Annotated in this window: 13 protein-coding genes and 2 pseudogenes; 11 read left to right on the top strand and 4 right to left on the bottom strand. The window is 72.6% G+C overall.

The window, feature by feature from the left end; all coding sequences use genetic code 11:
* The 3 genes and pseudogenes from NCC78_RS15160 to rsrA all read left to right on the top strand — a co-directional run.
* A pseudogene (locus NCC78_RS15160) lies at nt 1–198 on the top strand (alpha/beta family hydrolase); the annotation flags it as partial.
* A gap of 356 nt (nt 199–554) precedes the next feature.
* Nucleotides 555–1,379 (top strand): sigma-70 family RNA polymerase sigma factor, encoded by an 825-nt coding sequence (locus NCC78_RS15155; RefSeq protein WP_250795174.1) that lies wholly within the window; start codon nt 555–557, stop codon nt 1,377–1,379.
* A 1-nt stretch (nt 1,380) separates the two neighbouring features.
* Nucleotides 1,381–1,668 carry a mycothiol system anti-sigma-R factor gene (gene rsrA, locus NCC78_RS15150; RefSeq protein ID WP_250795173.1) on the top strand — a complete coding sequence of 96 codons (288 nt, stop codon included), beginning with the start codon at nt 1,381–1,383 and terminating at the stop codon, nt 1,666–1,668.
* Between the two features lie 101 nt (nt 1,669–1,769).
* On the opposite strand, the gene NCC78_RS32535 is transcribed toward rsrA, so the two are convergent.
* The gene (locus NCC78_RS32535) at nt 1,770–1,844 is read right to left on the bottom strand and encodes a 50S ribosomal protein bL37 (RefSeq protein ID WP_369700219.1); all 75 of its coding nucleotides are present in this window, start codon (nt 1,842–1,844) and stop codon (nt 1,770–1,772) included.
* Nucleotides 1,845–2,197: 353 nt separating this feature from the next.
* Here NCC78_RS32535 and NCC78_RS15145 point away from each other — a divergent pair, with 353 nt between their 5' ends.
* Together NCC78_RS15145 and NCC78_RS15140 are read left to right on the top strand one after the other, a co-directional pair.
* Nucleotides 2,198–2,413 (top strand): biotin/lipoyl-binding carrier protein, encoded by a 216-nt coding sequence (locus tag NCC78_RS15145; protein WP_088973021.1) that lies wholly within the window; start codon nt 2,198–2,200, stop codon nt 2,411–2,413.
* On the top strand, nt 2,410–2,919 hold the full coding sequence (locus NCC78_RS15140) for a GNAT family N-acetyltransferase (RefSeq protein ID WP_250795172.1): 510 nt from the start codon (nt 2,410–2,412) through the stop codon (nt 2,917–2,919). The genes NCC78_RS15145 and NCC78_RS15140 overlap by 4 nt, the downstream gene beginning before the upstream one ends.
* Before the next feature lie 22 nt (nt 2,920–2,941).
* Here the strand turns inward: NCC78_RS15140 and NCC78_RS15135 are convergent, their stop codons facing one another.
* Nucleotides 2,942–3,529 (bottom strand): TetR/AcrR family transcriptional regulator, encoded by a 588-nt coding sequence (locus NCC78_RS15135; RefSeq protein WP_250795171.1) that lies wholly within the window; start codon nt 3,527–3,529, stop codon nt 2,942–2,944.
* A gap of 110 nt (nt 3,530–3,639) precedes the next feature.
* Here NCC78_RS15135 and NCC78_RS15130 point away from each other — a divergent pair, with 110 nt between their 5' ends.
* Nucleotides 3,640–5,229, top strand: a complete 1,590-nt coding sequence (locus NCC78_RS15130; RefSeq protein WP_250795170.1) for an MDR family MFS transporter — start codon at nt 3,640–3,642, stop codon at nt 5,227–5,229.
* Nucleotides 5,230–5,473: 244 nt separating this feature from the next.
* Here the strand turns inward: NCC78_RS15130 and NCC78_RS15125 are convergent, their stop codons facing one another.
* The gene (locus NCC78_RS15125) at nt 5,474–7,297 is read right to left on the bottom strand and encodes a tetratricopeptide repeat protein (protein ID WP_250795169.1); all 1,824 of its coding nucleotides are present in this window, start codon (nt 7,295–7,297) and stop codon (nt 5,474–5,476) included.
* 188 nt (nt 7,298–7,485) lie between these two features.
* Between NCC78_RS15125 and NCC78_RS15120 the strand changes: the two genes are divergently transcribed.
* From NCC78_RS15120 to NCC78_RS15100, 5 genes are all read left to right on the top strand, one after another.
* Nucleotides 7,486–8,517 carry an SIS domain-containing protein gene (locus NCC78_RS15120; protein WP_250795175.1) on the top strand — a complete coding sequence of 344 codons (1,032 nt, stop codon included), beginning with the start codon at nt 7,486–7,488 and terminating at the stop codon, nt 8,515–8,517.
* Between the two features lie 25 nt (nt 8,518–8,542).
* Nucleotides 8,543–10,072 carry a sensor histidine kinase gene (locus NCC78_RS15115; RefSeq protein WP_250795168.1) on the top strand — a complete coding sequence of 510 codons (1,530 nt, stop codon included), beginning with the start codon at nt 8,543–8,545 and terminating at the stop codon, nt 10,070–10,072.
* 262 nt (nt 10,073–10,334) lie between these two features.
* On the top strand, nt 10,335–12,011 hold the full coding sequence (locus NCC78_RS15110; RefSeq protein WP_250795167.1) for a glycosyltransferase family 2 protein: 1,677 nt from the start codon (nt 10,335–10,337) through the stop codon (nt 12,009–12,011).
* On the top strand, nt 12,008–13,012 hold the full coding sequence (locus NCC78_RS15105; protein ID WP_250795166.1) for a glycoside hydrolase family 26 protein: 1,005 nt from the start codon (nt 12,008–12,010) through the stop codon (nt 13,010–13,012). Before NCC78_RS15110 ends, NCC78_RS15105 begins: the two co-directional genes overlap by 4 nt.
* A complete protein-coding gene (locus NCC78_RS15100; RefSeq protein ID WP_250795165.1) occupies nt 13,009–14,544 on the top strand; it encodes a glycosyltransferase family 39 protein in 1,536 nt (511 codons plus the stop codon). The genes NCC78_RS15105 and NCC78_RS15100 overlap by 4 nt, the downstream gene beginning before the upstream one ends.
* Nucleotides 14,545–14,556: 12 nt before the next feature.
* Here the strand turns inward: NCC78_RS15100 and NCC78_RS15095 are convergent.
* Nucleotides 14,557–15,259: pseudogene (locus NCC78_RS15095) on the bottom strand (glycosyltransferase family 39 protein); the annotation flags it as partial.

Below are 15,259 nucleotides of genomic sequence, written 5' to 3'. Positions count from 1 at the left end.
CGGGCCGCGGAGCTGGCGACCGGCCTGCCGACCCTGGTCGTCAACGGCGACCGGGACCCGTTCGGGGTGCCGGCGCAGGGGCCCGCGGTGCGCGTGGTGACCCGGCCGGGGGAGCGGCACGACCTGCGACGGGACCCGGCCGGCACGGCCGCCGTGGTGCTCGACTGGCTGCGCGGCCAGGGTTGGGCGCGCGGCTGACCGCGGGTCCCGGGTGTCCGCGTTCCCGCACGGACGGGCTGTCGTCGGCGTCCCTGGCGTCCCGTCGGTGCGGGCGGAGCGGCGGGACACGGGGGTGGCGGGAGCGGCTGGCCGTGCTGCCGGGCCGTGTCCGGCGGCGGTGACGGTTCGTTGCATCGGTTGGTGCCGGATGCCCGGTTCGGGCGGCGGCACCGGTCCTCCCAGGCCCTTCCTGGTCCCAGCGTCGGTTTCGCCGAGGCGTCCCAGCGTCGGTCCCGCCGAGGCCGGGACCAGGAACGGGGGTCGGAGCCGGAATGTCCCGCCCGTCGGCGTGCGTTACAGCCCTCGGACGACATTTCTGGCGAGGGGGGTGACCGGTGCCGACCGAGACGCAGGCCCGGGAACGGGACGAGCGGGGATCGCGGCAGCTGAGACAGCTGCTGGGCGGCCCGGAATGGCCCGCGGCGGTGCCGCCGGCCGGGGCGGTCGCGGTGAGCACGAGCACACCCGCCGGAAGTGAATCTGTGGGCAGGTCCGTGCGCGTATCCTCGGCGGGAAAGCATCCGACGCGAGGGGATGTGCGGTTGACCACCGAGAAGACGGACGAGCGCAGGGCCCGCTTCGAGCGGGACGCGATGCCATTCGTCGATCAGCTCTACGCTGCCGGGCTGCGGATGACCCGCAACCCGGCGGATGCCGAGGATCTGGTCCAGGAGACGTACCTGAAGGCGTACGCCGCCTTCCACCAGTTCGAGCAGGGCACGAACCTGAAGGCCTGGCTCTACCGGATCCTGACCAACACCTACATCAACTCCTACCGTCGGCGGCAGCGCCAGCCCATCCAGGCGCCGACCGAAGAGATCACCGACTGGCAGCTCGCCGAGGCCGAGTCGCACACCTCCAGTGGGCTGCGCTCGGCCGAGACCGAGGCGCTGGACCGGCTGCCGGACAGCGACGTCAAGGAGGCCCTCCAGCAGCTGCCGGAGGAGTTCCGCCTGGCCGTCTACCTCACCGACGTCGAGGGCTTCTCCTACAAGGAGGTCGCCGACATCATGGGCACGCCGATCGGCACGGTGATGTCGCGGCTGCACCGGGGTCGACGTAATCTGCGCAAGCTGCTCGAGCAGTACGCGGCGGAGCGAGGGTTCACCCCCACGTCGTCGAAGAAGGGCTCGACCGCTGCCGCCGGCCGGGAGGTGTGACGTGAGCTGTGGAGATCCGCACGAGACGGACTGCCGCGAGGTCCTCGCGGAGGTCTACCTCTACCTGGATCTGGAGTGCGCCGAGGAGCGGCGCACGCTGATCCGGCACCACCTCGACGAGTGCGGGCCGTGCCTGCGCGAGTACGGCCTCGAGCAGGAGGTCAAGGCGCTGGTGGCCCGCTGCTGCGGCAACGAGACGGCGCCCGACGAGCTGCGCGAGCGGCTCCGGGTCCGGCTCACCGAGCTGGTCGTGTTCGAGAGCAGCGAGTCGCGGGAGCTCGCCGACTGAGCGTCGGCACCTACACGCAGACCGGTGGCCCGGGTCTTCCGACCCGGGCCACCGGTCTGTCGCGAACTGATCGGCGCCGGACCGTCGGTCCGGCCCGCCGCTCAGGAGTTGGGGCGCTTGCCGTGGTTCGCGCCGCTCTTCTTCCGGGCCTTCTTCTTGCGGGCCTTCTTCGCCATGTGACCTCCTCGTGATGGTCGGATCCGCCTGCGCACGACCTCGGCGCCGGTGCACGCACCGGTCCTCCCGGCGCCGGGGTCCGACCCGCTGATGCTAGTGCGGCCGGCACCCGTGGTCGTCTCCCGGGGCGGTCGGGCGCACGACGGCGGCGCCGCCGCCTCTCCCGATCCTTCCCCGTCCGCCCGGGTGGTCGGGTCCGGACCGGTGCCGTCGGGCTGTCCCGCGGTCCCGGACGGCCCGATGTCACCGACACCGAGTCGATCATCGGCGCCGGCGGGGCGCTCCACGCCCCCCACGGGTCGCCCGCATGATTGGATACGTCGGCAGGCAACCGGAGAGGGAGGGCCGTGAGATGGCCGAGGAGATCCGCGCCGAGATGGTGGCGAACGTCTGGAAGGTCGTCGCGTCGGCCGGGGACACCGTGTCCGAGGGGGACACGCTGGTGATCCTGGAGTCGATGAAGATGGAGATCCCCGTCGTCGCCGAGTCCGACGGCGTCGTCAAGCAGCTCGCGGTCAACGAGGGCGACGTCGTGCAGGACGGTGACCTGATCGCGGTGATCGATTGACCGGCCTCCTGGTCCGCCGCGCCGACCCGGCCGACTTCGCGGCGGTGGCCCGGCTGACGGTCGCCGCGTACGAGGCGGACGGGCAGCTCAAGGGCGAGCACGGCTACTCCGCCGTGCTCGCCGACGTGACCAGCCGGGCCGAGCAGGGCGAGGTGCTGATCGCCGTCGACGCGGCCACCGGTGAGGTGCTCGGCTCGGTGACCTTCGTGCTGCCGGGCAGCCGGTACGCCGAGCTGTCCGGTCCCGGCGAGGCGGAGTTCCGGATGCTGGCCGTGGACCCGGCCGCCCAGGGCCGGGGCGTCGGCGCGGCCCTGGTGGACGCCTGCGTGTCCCGGGCGACGGAACGGGACTGCTCCGCCGTGGTGATCTGCGTCCGCAGCGGCTTCGCCACCTCGGCGCAGCGGCTCTACCAGCGGCGGGGATTCGTCCGGCTGCCCGAGAAGGACTGGTCGCCCCTGCCCGGGGTGGACCTGCTCGGCCTCCGGCTGGACCTCACCCGCGCCTGATCCGAGCCTCGCCGGCCGCCGGTCAGGCGGGGCGCGTCGGTTCGGGCTCCGTGCCGATGGCGGCGAGCAGCTCGTCGGCCACCTGCAGGGCGATCTTCTTCCGCTCCGCGTCGGTGATGTCCGGGGTGCGGACGGCGAACCAGCTGCTGTGCACGGCGAAGAGCGCCAGCGCGGCGCGCAGCTGGGCCGCCGGCGAGCTGTCGTCCCGACGCAGCACGTCGGCCAGCCGCAGCATCCGGCCACGCATCTGCTGCCCGGCGGCGAGGTTCTTCAGCGCCGTCTGGTTCTGCTCGAAGAAGCGCATCACCGAGGGCTGTTCGCTGGTGAACATCGTGTCGGCGTACCGGCCGATGACGGCGCGGCGGGTGGCCGCGGTGGCTGGCTGCGACTCGGCCCAGGCGATCAGTTCGTCCATCCGCTCCAGCCGGTCCTCGACGAAGCTGGTGACGATCTCGTCCTTGCTCTTGAAGTGGTAGTAGAGGGCGGCCTTCGTCACATTCAGCCGTTCGGCGATCTCCCGTAGCGAGGTCTTCTCGTACCCCTGCTCGCTGAAGAGCTCCAGCGCAACGGCCTTGATGCGTTCCCGCGTGCCGCCTGTGCTCTCCCTCACCGTTACCACCCAACTCGCTTGACCGGCTCCGCTGCCCAACTTACCGTGCGGCTAGTAAGGTAACTAGCCGGCCGGCAAGTAAGTACGTCATCTCTCGGGGGAGCTTACCCATGACCCAGGCAAGCCAGGCGGCTGTGGCCCGACCCAACGTCCGGGTCGTGCTCTTCGGCCTGATGATCGCCATGATGCTGGCGATGCTCGACAACATGATCGTCAGCACCGCGTTGCCGCGGATCGTGGGCGAGTTCGGCGGGCTGGACCACTTCACCTGGGTGGTCACCGCGTACGTGCTGGGCACGACGGTCTCCACCCCGATCTGGGGCAAGCTTGGCGACCTCTACGGCCGCAAGTCGGTCTTCCTCACCTCGGTGGTCGTCTTCCTGATCGGCTCCGCGCTCTGCGGCATGGCCGGCTCCGGCCTGCTCGGCGGCCCGGACGACGGCATGGTCGAGCTGATCGCCTTCCGCGCCGTCCAGGGCCTCGGCGCCGGCGGCCTGATGGTCGGCGTGATGGCGATCATCGGCGACCTGGTCCCGCCCCGGGAGCGGGGGCGCTACCAGGGCATGATCGCCGGCATCATGGCCATCGCCATGGTGGCCGGCCCGTTGGTCGGTGGCTTCATCACCGACAACCTCTCCTGGCGTTGGGCGTTCTACGTCAACCTGCCGCTGGGCGGGATCGCGCTGGTGCTGCTGATCGCGACCCTGCACCTGCCGAAGCACCGCACCGAGCACCGGATCGACTGGCTCGGCGCCGCGCTGCTCTCGGTCGGCATCACCGCGATCGTGCTCGTCACCACCTGGGGCGGCAACTCCTACGACTGGGTCTCCCCGCAGATCCTCGGGCTCACCGCCCTCGCCGTGGTCAGCCTGGCGGTCTTCGGCTTCGTCGAGCGGCGGGCCGCCGAGCCCATCCTGCCGCTGGGCCTCTTCGCCAACCGCAACTTCGCGCTGATCTCGGTGATCGGTTTCCTGCTCGGCTTCGCCATGTTCGGCGCGATGAACTTCCTGCCGCTCTACCAGCAGACCGTGCAGGGCGCCTCGGCCACGAACTCCGGCCTGCTGCTGCTTCCGCTGATGTTCGGCATGCTGGTGGTCTCGCTGGTCGTCGGCCGGGCGATCACCAGGACCGGGCGGTACCGGATCTACCCGATCGTCGGCGGCGTGGTGATGACCGTCGGTCTGGCGCTGCTGACCCTGCTGGACGTCGACACCGGCAAGGCCGAGTCGTCGCTCTACATGGTCGTGCTCGGCGTCGGCATGGGCTTCCTCATGCAGACCTCGATGCTGATCGCGCAGAACAGCGTCGAGCAGAAGGACCTGGGCGCGGCGAGCGGCGCGGCCACCTTCTTCCGCTCCATCGGTGGCTCGTTCGGCATCTCCCTGTTCGGTGCGATCTTCGCCAACCGGCTGTCCGACTCGCCGGCCGGTGGCTCCTTCGCAGGCGGCGGCGAGGCCGGCGGCGCGATGGACCTGGAGAAGCTGAAGGACCTGCCGGCGCAGGCCCGGGAGTTGGTGCTCGGCGGACTCGCCGACGCCATCTCGCACGTCTTCTGGTGGGCGGTGCTCTTTACCGTCGCGGTGCCGGTGCTCGCCTGGTTCATCCGGGAGATCCCGCTGCGCACCGCCAACGAGCCGCCCGCGCAGGCCACGCCCGAGGAGCAGGCCGAGACCGCCCTCGCCAAGGCCCCGACCCCCTGATGGGAGCCGTCGGGTCGGCCGGGCGGCAGACTCGACGGACTTCCTGGCGCCGACGTGGCGGGCTCCCGGCCTCCGGGAACCCGCCACGTCGGCGTATCCGGAGCCGCTCCCCGACCGCGGGTGACACCCCGCGGGGCCGGTCCGGCCTGGAAGGGTCTCCGCGCCCCGGCCCGGCGTGTGAAGCGTCTCCGCGGGCCGGTGTGGCGTGCGGCCGCTTGGGGCAGGCCCGGCAGGCTCGGGTGGTTCAGCGGCGGAACAGGGTGCCCACGACGCGCCAGAGGCGGCGCAGGGCACTCGGCCGGTCGACCGCGGGCGGCCGGGTCAGCGACACGGCGAGGGCGGCCGTCTCCGGGTCCAGCGCCGGGGTGGCCAGGGCCAGGTGGGCCAGGGAGACCGCGATCGGCACCGCGCGGACCCGGGCGACCGCCGCCGCGTCGGCCAGCCGTTCGGCCACCACCCCGGCCACGTCCGGGCGGACGGCCGGGTCGACCCAGGCGGCGGTGACCAGGGCGAACAACGCCGCCTCGGTGACCCAGTCCTCGACGCCCCACACCAGGTCCAGCAGCACCCGCCGCCGGGTCGAGGCGGTCCACGGCTCGTCGGTGCGGTGGTGCAGGATGCCCAGGCAGGCCCAGACCTGGACGCAGCGCACCCAGAGCGACGGGTCCTGCCCGCCCAGCACCCGGCCCAGCGGGGTGGACGGCGCCTGCGGCGGGTGCACCAGCAGGCCGAGCAGGTCGGCCAGGTCCAGGGTGGCCAGACCGACCGCCGCGTCGTACGCCGCCGGCGGGTGCGGCCAGGCCGGGTGGGCGACCTGCCGCACCCGCTCGGCCGCCTCCGGCGAGGGCGCCGGCACCGCGGGAACGGCCGTCGTGCCGTCGTAGCGCCAGAGCTGCCGGGTGGTCGCCCGGCGCGGTTCGCGCGGGTCCGGGTCGCCCACGTCCGCCACCTCGATCCGCAGCCCCGGCGCGGCGACCTCGACGGTACGCATCGCGCTCGGCGGCGCTGGCGCGTCCAGCCGTACGGCGGCGCCCACACCACCCAGGTCGTCGACGACGGCCCGGCGCAGCGCCTCGACCACCGCCCCGCCGGCCGGGGTGACCTGTCCCAGCCACGGGCGGCTCCGGCAGCACTCGGCCAGGTCGCCGTGCTCGTGGGTGTCGTCGGGGTGGTCGCGGACGAAGTCGGCGAGCGCGACCAGGTGCGCCACGTCGCCGTCGCGCTGGTGCCGCAGCCGGTGGGCGGTGTGCACGGCGCAGTCGAAGGAGGGATCCCGGGCCAGCGCCCGGTCGATCCACTCCAGCGCCTCGTCGAGCCGCCCGTGGTCGGCGAGGGTGCCGGCGATGTCGGCGTAGACCGCCAGGTCGTCGGGGTCGTGTTCGACGGCGCGGCCGAGCGCGGCGAGCGCCTCCCGGGTCCGGCCGCCGCTGCGGTAGGCGTACCCGAGCCACACCTCGCCGAGCTTCGACGGCTCCGCGCGTACGCCCCGGGCGGCCCAGCGGATCGCCAGCGCGACCTCGCCGAGGCGCCGGGCCAGCGCGGACGCCGCGCCCAGCAGCAGCGCGTGCTCGGGGTGGACGGCGACCGCGTTGCGGGCCAGCGACAGGTAGGGCGTCAGCGCCGCCCGGCCGGCGCGGGGCACCGGGTCGGGCACGGCGGCGCAGACCTGCATGAGGATCCGGGCGGTCCGGTCCGGGAAGAGGCGTTCGGCGAGCTCGGGCGCGGTCACCCAGGGCACGCCGGCCCAGTCCGTGCCCGGCGCGTGGCCGGTCGCGGCGACCAGCAGGTCCAGCCCCTCCGCAGGGCGTCCGGCGGCGGCGAGCAGGTGGGCGCGGGCGACCACGTTGCCGACGAAGGCGTGGTGGTGCAGCGGGAACAACTCGACCGCGCGGTCCCCGCCGGCGGCGCCGACCCGGGCCAGGGTCTCGTGCACCTCGGGCAGGGTCGGGGCCTGGGTCAGCGCGGCGGCGACATGGCCGGCGGCGTGCTCCAGGTCGCCGGAGTCCAGGGCCAGTCGGGCCAGGGCCAGTTCCTCCGCGGCGGGCAGCGCCCGGTCGTCCTCGGCCACGTCGTCCTCTCGCTCGTCGCTGCTCGGTGAGGTCGGGCAAGCCTAGGTGATGTTGAACGGACGTGGTGATCTACTGCGCGATGTTGATCGTTACGTTGCCCAGGCCAGATCAAAGATGCAAGACTGAGCAGGAAACGCGCGGCAATCGCGCAGTGGGAGGAGCTTCCGTGACGCGTGCAGGAGCCGGCATGGCCGCCGACATCGACGAGCAGCCGGCTGGCTACGCCCGGCTGCTCTCCGCCGAACACGCCGGGGCGATCGCCCGGGTGGCGGCCGTCATCGCCGAGCGCCGGCCCCGGCACGTGGTCTTCACCGCCCGGGGCACCTCCGACCACGCCGCCCTCTACGGCGCGTACCTCACCGAGATCCGGCTCGGCCTGCCCGCCGGGCTCGCCTCGCCGAGCGCCGTCACCGTCTACGGCGCCCGGCCGGACCTCTCCGACGCGCTGGTCGTCGGGGTCAGCCAGAGCGGCGGCTCGCCGGATCTCGCCGAGGTGCTCCGGGCGGCCCGCACCTCCGGAGCACTCACCCTCGCCGTCACCAACGCGCCCGACTCGCCGCTGGCCGGCGTCGCCGAGCTCAGCGTCGACATCGCCGCCGGGCACGAGCGGGCGGTGGCGGCCACCAAGACGTACACCGCCGAGCTGCTCGCCCTGCTGATGCTCCTCGAGGGTGTCCGCGCCGGTGACGGCGTGCTCCCCGCCGACGAGCGGGCGGCGCTGGAGGCGCTGCCCGAGCTGGCCGCGCGCACCCTGGCCGACACCACCCCGGCCCAGCTCGCCCCGCGCTACCGCTTCGCCGCCCAGCTGGTCACCACCGGCCGCGGGTACGCGTACCCGACCGCGCGGGAGGCGGCGCTGAAGCTGATGGAGACCTCCTACCTGCCCGCGCTGGCGTTCTCCGGCGCGGACCTGCTGCACGGCCCCCTCGCGATGACCGACCCCGACGTGCCGGTGCTCGCCGTGGTCGGCTCCGGGCCGGGCGGCCGGTCGATGGGCGAGGTGCTGCCCCGGCTCGGCGAACGCCGCGCCGACGTGGTGGTGGTCGGCTCCGCCGACGTCGAGGGCGCCACCCGGATGGCCGTCCCCGAGGTCGACGAGCGGTACGCCCCGCTGCTGGACATCCTGCCCCTGCAGCGCCTCGCGCTGGCGTTGGCGCTGGCTCGGGGCGAGGACCCGGACGCACCGCGCGGGCTCAAGAAGGTCACCGCGACGATGTGAGGCGCGGCGTGGCACGCTGGTCACCGTGTCCACGCTGCGCGACCTCGCCGAGGAGCACACCGAACTCCGTCCGGCCGACATCGACCACCTGCACCGGATCGCCGGTGACTGGCAGTTGCTCTCCGACCTGTCCTTCGCCGACCTGCTGCTCTGGGTGCCGGTCGACGGCGACGGGACGTTCCTCTGCGTCGCCCAGGTCCGGCCGACCACCGCTCCCACCGCCTACCAGGACGACCAGGTGGGGCGGATCGTCGGCGGGCCGGAGGTGGCCCACCTGGAGGTGGCCTACCGGCAGGGCCGGATCTGGCGCGAGGGCGACCCCGTCTGGTACGGCGACGTCCCGGCCCGCCACGAGGCGATCCCGGTCCGGCTGCGTACCGCCGACGGCGAGGCCGGCGAGGTGGTGGCCGTGGTGGGCCGGGACACCAACCTCTCCACCGCGCGCACCCCGAGTCAGCTGGAGCTGAACTACCTCACCACCGCCGACGACCTGGCCCAGATGATCGCCGACGGCACCTTCCCGCCGCCCCGGCACCCGGGGGAGACCACGTCCGCCCCCCGCGTCGGCGACGGCCTGGTCCGGCTGGACGCCGGTGGCAAGGTCACCTACGCCAGCCCGAACGCGCAGTCGGCGTACCGGCGGCTGGGTTACGCCTCCCACCTGGTGGGCGAGGACCTGGCGGCGCTGCACCGCCGGCTGGCCGGCGACCCGCTGGAGGGGACGGACGCCGCGAACGGCATCCTCGCCGCGCTGCGCGGCGAGGCGCCGCCGCGCCGGGAAATCGACGCGCGGGGCGCGACCATGCTCACCCGGGCGCTGCCGCTGATGCCCGCCGGGGTGCCGATCGGCGCGCTGGTGCTGGTCCGCGACATCACCGAGGTACGCCGCCGCGACCGCGCCCTGATGACCAAGGACGCCACCATCCGGGAGATCCACCACCGGGTGAAGAACAACCTCCAGACCGTGGCCGCGCTGCTGCGCCTCCAGGCCCGCCGGGTTTCCATGCCGGAGGCCAGGGTCGCCCTGGAGGAGTCGGTACGCCGGGTCGCCTCCATCGCCCTGGTGCACGAGACGCTCTCCATGTCCAGCGACGAGGCGGTCGAGTTCGACGGCATCGTCGACCGGGTGGCCAGCGCGGCGACCGAGGTGGCGGCGACCGAGTCGACGGTCGGGATGCGGCGCAAGGGCAGCTTCGGGGTGCTTCCCGCCGAGATCGCCACCTCGCTGGTGATGGTCCTCAATGAACTGCTGCTCAACGCAGTGGAGCACGGCTTCCCGCCAGCCGGCGAGGACGGCGCCGCGCCCGTCGCGGACGGCGGCGCCGCGCCCCAGGTGGTGGTGTCGGCGCACCGGTTCCGCAAGCAGTTGCACGTCTCGGTGACCGACAACGGGCGGGGCCTGCCGGCCGAGTTCGACGCCGACCGGAGCGGGCGGCTGGGCCTCCAGATCGTCCGTGCGCTGGTCACCGGGGAGCTGCGCGGCACGATCGAGCTGCGTCAGGGCGCGGCCGGAGGCACCGAGGCGGTGCTGGTGGTTCCGCTGGCCAGGGCATGACCACCGGTTCTTCATCCCCTCTCCGGGCCGGGTCACCCCGGCCGTTCAGCCGGATGTGAGGCGATCGACGGTGTGGTCCGATGCACGATGCGGTTTTTGTGGGATTTCAGCGCATTGACACCATCAAAGCGACTGAATAGCTTTCTCTTTCAACCATCAAGCAGACACGGTCAGCCCGTGCCCGGCTTCCTGGACGCGATCGGCGACAGCCCGCCCGCTCTGCCGGGGGCCTGCTGCTTGACGAGCGGGGGAGACGGAAGCGATGACCTCACCACCGGTGACCGAACCGGACGCCGCGCCGGATCCGGCGGTGCCGGCCCCGTCGGGGCCGACCGCTGAGTTCCGGGTGCCGACACAGCTGTCGAAGTGGACCCCGCGGCGCGCCGGTGAGAGACCGACCCGCCCCGCGTACGCCCCGGTGCCCCTGCCCCCCACCGACGAGGAACTCGTCTCCTACCGCAAGCGGCGGATGGCCGCGCTGATGCTGCCGTCGCTGGTCAGCTTCGGCTGCCTGATCACCAGCCAGCTGCTCTTCGTCCGGCTCACCCCCTGGCTCTGGCTGCTCTTCCCGCTGCTCTTCTTCACGGTCGTCTACTACGTCATCTCGCTCTGCGTGAACCTCTTCACGCCCGGCTTCGACATGGCCCGGCACCAGGAACTGGTGCGCACCTGGAAGCCGTCCCGGTACCCGACGGTGGACGTCTTCCTGCCGGTCTGCGGTGAGCCGCCGCACGTACTGCGCAACACCTGGGAGCACGTCCGGGCGATGGGCCGGCACTACCGGGGGGCCGTCACCGTCTACGTGCTGGACGACTCGCCCAACGAGGTGATGGAGCGGATGGCGCTCGCCTTCGGCTTCGTCTACCAGCGTCGGCCGAACCGGGGCTGGTACAAGAAGGCCGGCAACATGCGCTACGCCTTCGAGCGCACGATGAGCGACTTCATCCTGGTCCTCGACGCCGACTTCGTGCCGCGCAAGGACATGCTCGACCAGATGCTGCCCTGGTTCGACGCCGAGCCCAAGGCCGGCATCGTGCAGTCGCCGCAGTACTTCCGGGTGCACATGGGGCAGACCTGGGTCGAGCGGGGCGCCGGGGCGGTGCAGGAGCTGTTCTACCGGTCGGTGCAGGTCTCCCGGCAGGCGCACGACTCGGCGATCTGCGTCGGCAGTTGTGCGATCTACCGGCGGGACGCGCTCTTCTCCATCGGCGGGTCCACCCTCATCGAGCACTCCGAGGACGTGCACACCGGCTTCGACCTGCGGATGAAGGGCTGGAACCTGCGCTACATCCCGGTCGTGCTGGCCGCCGGGCTCTGCCCGGCCGACGTGGACTCCTTCTTCACCCAGCAGTACCGCTGGTGCGCCGGCTCGATGAGCCTGCTCGGCTCGAAGAAGTTCTGGTCCACCAAGCTGCGCTGGCGGGCCCGGCTGAGCTACATCTCCGGCTTCTGCTACTACCTGCACACCGGGCTCTTCACCTTCGTCGCGCCGATCATCCCGGTGCTGATGCTCACCGCGTTCGCGGACCAGATCGCGCTGGCGAACTACCTGCTCATCGTGCCCAGCGTCATCTACAACCTGATCATCTTCCCGGTCTGGCACCGGAACCGCTACGGCCTGGAGAGCTGGACGGTCAAAATGATCTACGGCTGGGCGCACGCCTTCGCCATCATCGACATCATCCGCGGCCGGCGGATGGGCTGGCAGCCCACCGGCGGCACCGCCAAGAAGAGCAAGACCAAGCGACTCTGGACCGGGATGAGGGTCTGGACGGGCGGCAGCGGGCTGGTCTGGGCCGGCGTCGCCGCGTGGCGGATGCTGGTCGAGCCGGACCCCTTGGTCTTCGCCCCGGCCTTCCTCAGCGCGGTCTTCTACCTGGCCATCGTCGGGCAGGCGCTGCTGGTCAACCCTGAGAAGGACGTCGAGGTCGTGCGGTGAGGACGAAGTACCTGGTCACCTTCCTGGTGGTCTTCGCGTTGGCCTTCACCGAGGTTGCCGTGCTGCGCAGGACGGACCTCAAGGTCAGCTCTGGCGCCGTTGCCGGTCCGGCCGGCGCACCCGCCGGCGGCGAGGAGGTGCCGCCGGCGTACGACGTCACGGCGCTGAAGTCGCCGAAGGGCAAGTACCTCGGCGTGACGGTGCAGGGCGGCGCGGAGCTGGACCGGATTCGTGCGTTCGCCAGCGAGACCGGCAAGAACCCGAACCTGGTGGCGGTCTTCGAGAGCTTCGACGACAAGTTCGCCGCCAGCGAGGTGCGCGAGCTGCACCAGTACGGCGCCCTGGCCGTGATCCGCTGGGAACCGTACGACGTTCCGCTGCGCGACATCGCCGCCGGGAAGCACGACGCGTACGTCAAGGAGTTCGCGACCGCCGTCCGGACGCTGAACCTGCCGATCGCGCTGACCTTCGCCCACGAGATGAACGGCCACTGGTACTCCTGGGGAACGAAGCAGAACACCGCTGCCGAGTACGTGGCGGCCTGGCGGCACCTGCACGAGCTCTTCGCCCAGCAGGGCGCCACCAATGTGATCTGGACCTGGACCCCCAACGTCATCAACTACCTGCGCAAGGTCAGCATCAAGGCGCTCTACCCGGGCGACGCGTACGTCGACTGGGTGGGCATGGACGGCTACTACACGGTCCGCGGGCAGAAGACCTTCCAGGACCTGTTCGGCCCGACCATCAAGGAGATCCGCACCTTCACCCGCCGGCCGTTGCTGATCGTGGAGACGGGCGCCGAGCCCTCCTCCCGCCGGCCCGCGCAGATCACCGACCTGCTCTCCAACGTGGCGCGCCGCAAGGACTTCATCGGCGTCGCCTACTTCAACATCAACGGCTCCGGCAAGTGGAACATCGACCAGGACCGGGCCGCGCTGCGGTCGTTCAACCGGGCCGCCGCCAAGGCCGTCTTCGGCTTCGACGTCAGGACCGTGAAGTGACCGCGCCGGCAATCCAGTGGACCGGGCAGGACAACCCGGCGACCATCATCGCGGCCGCCACCCCCACGGTGGCCCGCCGCCGGGACGGCTGGTGGGCCCTGCTGCCGGCCGTCGTCGCGCTGGGCGTCGGCTGGTGGCGGCTCGACGCCCGGGACATGTGGAACGACGAGCTGGTCACCTGGCACGCCACCTCGCTCTCGGCTGACCAGTTCCGGATGCTGATCGGCAACATCGACCTCGTCCACGCTTTCTACTACGTGATCATGTCGGTGCTCACCGCCCTGACCGGTGACTCCACGGTGGCGCTGCGACTGCCCTCGGTGGTCGCGATCGGGCTCACCGCCGGGCTGGTCACGCTGATCGGGCGGCGCCTCTTCGACACTCCGGTCGGGCTGCTCGCCGGGCTCCTCTTCGCCCTACTGCCCACCGTCTCCCGGTACGCCCAGGAGGCCCGCTCGTACGCCCTGGTCACCCTGGCGGCGGTGGCGGCGACCTGGCTCTTCCTCCGCGCGGTCGACCGGCCGTCCCGGCCGCGCTGGTGGGCGTACGGGATCATGCTGGTGCTGGTCGGGTGGCTGCACTTCGTCGCGTTGCTGGTGGTGGCCGCACACCTGCTCTACCTGTGGCGGGGCGTCCCCGGCGAGGAGCCGCGCTGGCGGTGGGCCGCTACCGCCGGAATCTCCGGACTGTTCATCCTGCCGCTGTTGGTGCTCGGCAGCCGGCAGTCCGGCCAGATCTCCTGGGTGGAGAACGACGGGGACGCCGTCCTGCGCTTCCTGGAGAACCTGACCGGCACGATGACCGCTTTGGTGGTGGCGGCGGTGCTCGCCGTGGTCGCGGTGGCGACGGCCGGCCCGGAGCGGCGGCCGGCCGCGCTGATGCTGGCCCTCTGGGCCGTGCTGCCCCCGGTCGCGGGCTACCTCACCTTCAGCCTGCTGCACCTCTTCCTGGCCCGGTACTTCCTCTTCACCGTGCCGGCCTGGGCGCTGCTGGCGGCGTTCGGCGTCTGCCGGGCGGCGCGGCTGCTGACCCGGGACCGGCTGCCGGCGGTCTGGTTGGCCGGCGCGCTGGTGCTGCTGCCCGCACTGGTCTGGCATGGGATGCCCGCGCAGGAGAAGGTGCGATCCAACGAGGCCGACGGCCAGCCCCGGTACCTGGACGCGGTCCGCTACCTCGGGCAGCAGGTCAAGCCCGGCGACGGGGTCGCCTACAACGACGGGTTCGGCGGCTCCAGCGACGTGGCCCGCAAGGCCACAGACTACGGGCTACGCGACCAGCTCCGGCCCCGGGATGTCTTCGTGGCGGTCCCGGCCCGGGAGACCGGCTGGCTGACCGCCCGGGAGTGCAAGGAGGCGGCCCGCTGCCTCGGCGACACCAAGCGGATCTGGCTGGTCGAGACGGGTCACCTCAACGACAGCCTGGCCGGCCTGCCGCCGGCACGCGAGGCGCTGCTGCGCCAGAAGTTCCTGGTCAAGCACGTTCAGCGGTTCGACCGGGTACGGGTCGTCCTGCTCGAACGCAAGCCCGGCTGACTCCCGCGCTGCTCAGCCGGCCCGGCTGAGCAGCGCGACGGTCACCCCGGGCCGCGGCCACACCTGCTCGACGGTGAAGCCGGCCCGCAGGGCGTCCCCCTTGGCGCCCGGCACCGCGGCCAGCGGGTCGTTCCGCCGGCCGGCCACCACCAGCCACACCCGCCGTACGCCGGTCAGGCACTCGGCGGGTCGGGCGCACTCGGTGGCCCAGAGGTCCGCGCGCTGCCGCTGGTCGCGTACCACCAGGACGTCCCGCGGCCGGCCTCCGTCGAGGTGGTACGCCACCCCGAGGTCGAGGAAGAGCCAGCCGCCCCGGGGCGAGTAGACGACCGCGTCGCCCGGCTGCTGCCCGGCGGCGATCGTCCGCGCCGCGCCCCGGTAGTCGACCGTGGCGCTGGGCGGCCAGCCGTGGCTGCGCCGCAGCGCCTGCTGATCGGGCAGGCCGAGCAGGCCGGCCAGCGCAAGCACGGCCAGCGCGGCCGGCACCGCAACCGCGGCCAGCGCCGCCCCGGCGAGCAGGCAGCCGAAGGGCACGGTGAAGACCAGGTAGCGGGGCACCCAGAGGGGTACGACCAGCCCGGCGCCGAATACCAGCAGCACGGGCAGGAGCACACAGGCCCCGGGCAGCAGCGCCCGCCGGCCGAGCCGGCCCGCGCCGAGCGCGGCGAGCCCGACCAGCAGCCCGCCCAGCACGCCGCTCTGCGCCACCCCGCCG

This window comes from Micromonospora phytophila, from assembly GCF_023656545.1.
Lineage (GTDB): Bacteria > Actinomycetota > Actinomycetes > Mycobacteriales > Micromonosporaceae > Micromonospora > Micromonospora phytophila.
Note: the sequence above shows the minus strand (reverse complement) of the source record. Positions and strands in the feature narration are given on the sequence as shown.